Source organism: Nonomuraea lactucae, assembly GCF_003313395.1.
In the GTDB taxonomy this organism is placed as follows: Bacteria; Actinomycetota; Actinomycetes; order Streptosporangiales; family Streptosporangiaceae; genus Nonomuraea; species Nonomuraea lactucae.
The window spans coordinates 1-4,569 of the sequence record NZ_QNFZ01000213.1 but is presented as its reverse complement, the minus strand read 5'-3'; the positions used below and the strand labels follow the sequence as shown (position 1 = coordinate 4,569).

Sequence of the window (4,569 nt, the reverse complement as noted above, 5' to 3'; positions counted from 1 at the left end):
CGCCGCGCGGTCGCGCGGGCCGTCGCGAGCGACGCCCGCGCCTGCGCCACGTCCAGCTCGTCATCGCCGAGTGCGAGGCGGTAACCGTCGTGCCGCGTCTCCAGCCGGGCCGCCGCCGGGCCGAGGTGCGCGCGCAGCCGGGAGACGTGGTTGTGCAGGGCCTGACGTCCCGACTCGGGCACCTCCGACGGCCAGAGCGCGTCCACGAGGCGATCGAGCGTCACGATCCGGCCCTCGGCGAGCGCGAGCAGCGCGAGCGCCGCACGCCGCTTCGGACCGGGCACGTCCACCGGGGCGCCGTCCACAAGGAGCCGCAGCGGGCCGAGCACCTCCACCCGGACCGTCGGCGGCGCGGGGCCGGCTGCCATGGCACCTCCCATCTGCGGCATCCCCGTGACCTGCATGAACAGTGCCTGTTAGGACGAAGATAGCGCGTGCGAGTGCCGCGAGAGAGGGCGCGTCGAGGCTTTCTCCCGTGACCGGTACGAGCCGGTCCGGCAGGAAGGAGAGCAGGCATGGACCAGGACAAGGTGACCGAGTTCCTGGGCCGTATCGTGAGCGACCTGGCGGCGACCGACGCCGCCGGCTCCGTCGTGATCGGCCAGCGGCTCGGCCTCTACAGCGCCCTCGCGGAGGGTCCCGCGACGCCGGAGGAGTTCGCCGAGCGCACCGGGTGCCATCCGCGCTACCTCACCGAGTGGCTGCGCGGCCAGGCCGCCGGCGGGTACGTCGGCTACGAACCGGAGAGCGGCAGGTTCTCGCTGACCGAGGAGCAGGCGTTCTGCCTGGCCGACCCGGACGGCCCCAACGCGCCCGCGGCGTTCCTCATCTCGCTGGGAATGCTGCGCGCCGAGCCGCGGATCACCGAGGCGTTCCGCACCGGTGCGGGTGTCGGCTGGCACGAGCAGGACGAGGACGTCTTCGTGGGATGCGACGCGTTCTACCGGCCCGCCTACGTGGCCGAGCTGATCCCGAGCTGGATCCCGGCGCTGGACGGGGTCGAGGCGAAGCTCGCCGCGGGGGGCCGGGTGGCCGACGTCGGCTGCGGGCTCGGCTCGTCCTCGACGCTCCTCGCCCAGGCGTACCCGCGCACCACGGTCGTCGGATCCGACTACCACGCCGAGTCGATCGCGCTGGCGCGCAAGCGCGCGGCGGACGCCGGGCTGGCCGACCGGCTCAGCTTCGAGGTGGCCACGGCGCACACCTTCACCGGCACGGACTACGACCTGGTGACCATGTTCGACTGCCTGCACGACATGGGCGACCCGCTCGGGGCCGCCCGGCGGGTGCGGGAAGCGCTCGCTCCGGACGGCACGTGGCTGCTGGTCGAGCCGTTCGCGTCGGACAAGGTCGAGGAGAACTTCAACCCGGTGGGACGGCTGTACTACAGCGCTTCCACGTTCCTCTGCGTGCCCAACGGCCTTTCCCAGCCGGGCGGCTACGCGCTGGGCGCGCAGGCCGGCGAGGCGGCGATCCGTGAGGTGGTCGCCGAAGCGGGTTTCACGCGGTTCCGGCGGGCCGTGCAGACCCCGTTCAACCTGGTGTACGAGATCCGCCCGTAGGACCGCCGTCGGTGGGTGTTAGGCTCCATACCAAACCTTTTGGTATGGAGCCGGAGGACCATGAGAGGCGACGGCGCGCGGGCGTGGCTGGACGAGGGCCTGAAGCTGCTCGCCGAGCAGGGCGCACCGGCGGTGACGCTGGAGCGGCTGTGCGAGCGCATGGGGATGTCGAAGGGCGCGTTCTACCACCACTTCGGGTCGATGCCGAAGTTCCGGACCAGGCTGCTCGCCCACTTCGAGGCCGAGTACACGACCGCGATCATCGACGCGGTGGAAGGGGCAGGCGGCCTCACGGCGCGCGAGAGGCTGGAGCGGGTCGTCGCGGAAGCGGTCAAGGACACCGGCCCGGGGCTGGAGATCGCGATGCGGGCCTGGGCGAAGCAGGATCCCGAAGCGGCGGCCGTACAAGAGCGCGTGGACGCGACCCGGATCGGCTACCTGCGCGGACTGTGCGAGGAGGCCGGCCACGCCACGCCGTCGAGGATGGCCACGCTGCTGTATCTGGCGCTGATCGGAGGTGCGCACCTCATGCCCCCGCTCCCGCCCGCCGAGATGCGGGAGATGTACGGCGTGCTCCTTCCCCTCCTGGATTGAACACCCCCGAACGGACCGAGGAGTCCAGTCATGACGATCATCGGCAGCACCCCCGAACTGGCCGATCTGCTGTCCGGAGCAGACCACGTCGACGTGAAGACCGCCGAGTCCCGGGCGAGCCTGCGGCAGTTCGTCGCGGGCGCCATGAGCTGGCAGCCCGGCTGGGTGAGGGGGCTGTTCCGCGCGAGGGCGGTCCTCGCCAGGATGCTGCGGCTGCGCCACCCGCAGGTCACCGTGGGCGGGCGGTTGCGCGCTGAGGAGATCTCGTTCACCCCAGGCGACAGGATCGCGTTCTTCACCGTCGTGGCCGCCGCCGAGGACCGCTACCTCGTCCTCGAGGCGGCCGACACGCATCTGACGGGCCTGCTCGCGGTCGTCACCGGGCCGGCGCCGGACGGTCGCAGCAGGTTCGAGGTGGTGACCGTGGTGAAATATCACCGCTGGACGGGCCCGCTCTACTTCAACCTGATACGCCCCTTTCACCACTTGATCGTCAGCGCCATGACCCGCGCGGGCGCACGCTCACTCCAGAAGATGTAGCTGATCAGCAGCCGCGAGCCTGACCCTGCCATGCGTACGTTAGGCGCGGCGTGGTCCCGTCACCGGCACCGACCGCAGCATTGCATCCGAGCGGCCCACGGGGGGTCGCCGGTCAAAGAATGCGGGGAACCGTCATGGCGGACACCAAAGCCGGCACGATCCGGCTCGGCGACGTCGAGATCAGCCGCGTGGTGGAATGGGAGGGGGCGATCGCCCCTCCGGCGATGATCCTGCCCGAGGGGCCACAGGAACTGTGGGAACGGCACCGCGAGTGGCTGGATCCGCACTTCTGGGACGCCGAGGCCGACCTCTACCGGGCGGCGATGAACACGTGGGTGCTGCGCAGCGCCGGACGGACCATCCTGGTCGACACCGGCATCGGCAACGGCAAGTACCGGCCGTACTTCCCGCTCATGAGCTACCTGGAGACGGACTTCCTGGACCGGCTCGCCGCGGTCGGGGTCGCGCCCGAGGACGTGGACCTGGTCATCAACACCCACGTGCACGCCGACCACGTCGGCTGGAACACCACCCTGTCCGACGGCGCCTGGGTGCCCACGTTCCCGAACGCGCGCTACCTCATCAACCAGGCCGACATCGCGTACTGGAACCCGCTCAACGGCCACAGCAAGCAGGCGGTCGTCGGCGGGCTCACCGCCGAGTTCGGCAACCAGAACATGTACGAGGACAGCGTCGCGCCGATCCTGGAGGCCGGCCGGGCGGAGCTGTGGGAGGACTCGTATGTCATCGACGAGAACCTGCGCCTCGACCTGCGGGCCGGGCACACGCCGGGATCGTCGGTGCTGACCCTGCGCTCCGGCACCGATCACGCGGTGTTCGTCGGCGACATGCTCCACACGCCGGTGCAACTGCTCGACCCCGACCTGCACTCGTGCTTCGACGAGGACCAGCGCGCGGCGAGCGAGACCCGCCGCCGCGTGCTGTCCTGGGCGGCCGACAACACGGCGCTCGTGCTGCCGACCCACTTCCCCGGGCCCGGTGCGGCGGAGATCACCCGCGACGGCGCCGGGTTCGCGGTGCGCGGCTGGGCCGGATTCGCGGAGGTCTGACCCGATGTCCAGCGAACCCACCGCTCCCCGGCCGGAAGCGGCGACGCCGTACGGACCCGTGCGCGGCGAGTGGTGTGACGGCGTCGCCGTCTTCCGCGCCATCCCGTACGCGGCGACCCCGCACGGGGCGGCCCGCTTCGCCGCACCCGCGGCTCCGTCACCGTGGCGCGAGGTCCGGGAAGCGACCCGGGCCTCGGCCGTGGCGCCGGCTCCTCCTCGCGACCGGATCGGCGAGCTCGACATGACCGCCCTGAGCGGCACGCCGTGGCGTCCCGCCGATCCGGACACGACGCGGAACGGGACGTCATCGCCCGACGCCGACGACTACCTCACGGTCAACGTCTGGACTCCCGCCACGCCCACGCGGCGGCTTCCCGTCCTGGTGTTCGTGCACGGCGGTGGTTTTCTGTCCGGCACCGGAGCCGCCGCGGCCTACGACGGCACCGCGCTGGCCCGGCAGGGCATCGTCGTCGTGACGCTGAACTACCGCCTCGGCGCAGCCGGCTGGCTGCACCTGGACGGCGCACCGGACAACCGGGGCCTGCTCGACGTACTGGCCGCTCTGCGCTGGGTCCGCGACGGCATCGGCGCGTTCGGCGGCAACCCCAGGCACGTCACCGTCATGGGCCAGTCGGCCGGCGCGACCATCGTCGGGGCGCTGCTCGCCTCGCCCCCGGCCGCGGGGCTGTTCCACCGGGCGATCAGCCAGAGCGGCAACGGCCTCGGCGCGCTCGTGCCGGCCCAGGCCCGCAGGGTGACCGAGGCGCTGGCCGCCGCGGCCGGTGTCGAGCCGACCGTCGCCG

6 protein-coding genes are annotated in these 4,569 nt (G+C 72.0%); 5 read left to right on the top strand and 1 reads right to left on the bottom strand.

Annotation, left to right across the window (positions count from 1 at the left end):
• Positions 1–368: AfsR/SARP family transcriptional regulator (locus tag DQW85_RS13265; protein ID WP_205315092.1), on the bottom strand; the 368-nt coding region annotated here is incomplete at its 3' end.
• Positions 369–515: 147 nt separating this feature from the next.
• Here DQW85_RS13265 and DQW85_RS13260 point away from each other — a divergent pair.
• The 5 genes from DQW85_RS13260 to DQW85_RS13240 all read left to right on the top strand — a co-directional run.
• Positions 516–1,562 (top strand): class I SAM-dependent methyltransferase, encoded by a 1,047-nt coding sequence (locus tag DQW85_RS13260; RefSeq protein ID WP_113700623.1) that lies wholly within the window; start codon positions 516–518, stop codon positions 1,560–1,562.
• Between the two features lie 60 nt (positions 1,563–1,622).
• Entirely contained in the window at positions 1,623–2,156 is a 534-nt protein-coding gene (locus DQW85_RS13255) for a TetR/AcrR family transcriptional regulator (RefSeq protein WP_113700622.1), read from the top strand.
• Between the two features lie 30 nt (positions 2,157–2,186).
• On the top strand, positions 2,187–2,696 hold the full coding sequence (locus tag DQW85_RS13250; protein ID WP_113700621.1) for a DUF2867 domain-containing protein: 510 nt from the start codon (positions 2,187–2,189) through the stop codon (positions 2,694–2,696).
• Between the two features lie 134 nt (positions 2,697–2,830).
• Positions 2,831–3,766: an MBL fold metallo-hydrolase gene (locus DQW85_RS13245; RefSeq protein WP_113700620.1), complete on the top strand. Its 936-nt coding sequence runs from the start codon at positions 2,831–2,833 to the stop codon at positions 3,764–3,766.
• 4 nt (positions 3,767–3,770) lie between these two features.
• Positions 3,771–4,569 (top strand): carboxylesterase family protein (locus tag DQW85_RS13240; RefSeq protein WP_162794949.1); only part of this gene is annotated, 799 nt, incomplete at its 3' end.

What these genes read in the sequence shown, in the direction of transcription:
- DQW85_RS13260 (WP_113700623.1), top strand. Translation starts at nt 516, where the DNA reads ATGGACCAGGACAAGGTGACCGAGTTCCTGGGCCGTATCGTGAGCGAC.
- DQW85_RS13255 (WP_113700622.1), top strand. Translation starts at nt 1,623, where the DNA reads ATGAGAGGCGACGGCGCGCGGGCGTGGCTGGACGAGGGCCTGAAGCTG.
- DQW85_RS13250 (WP_113700621.1), top strand. Translation starts at nt 2,187, where the DNA reads ATGACGATCATCGGCAGCACCCCCGAACTGGCCGATCTGCTGTCCGGA.
- DQW85_RS13245 (WP_113700620.1), top strand. Translation starts at nt 2,831, where the DNA reads ATGGCGGACACCAAAGCCGGCACGATCCGGCTCGGCGACGTCGAGATC.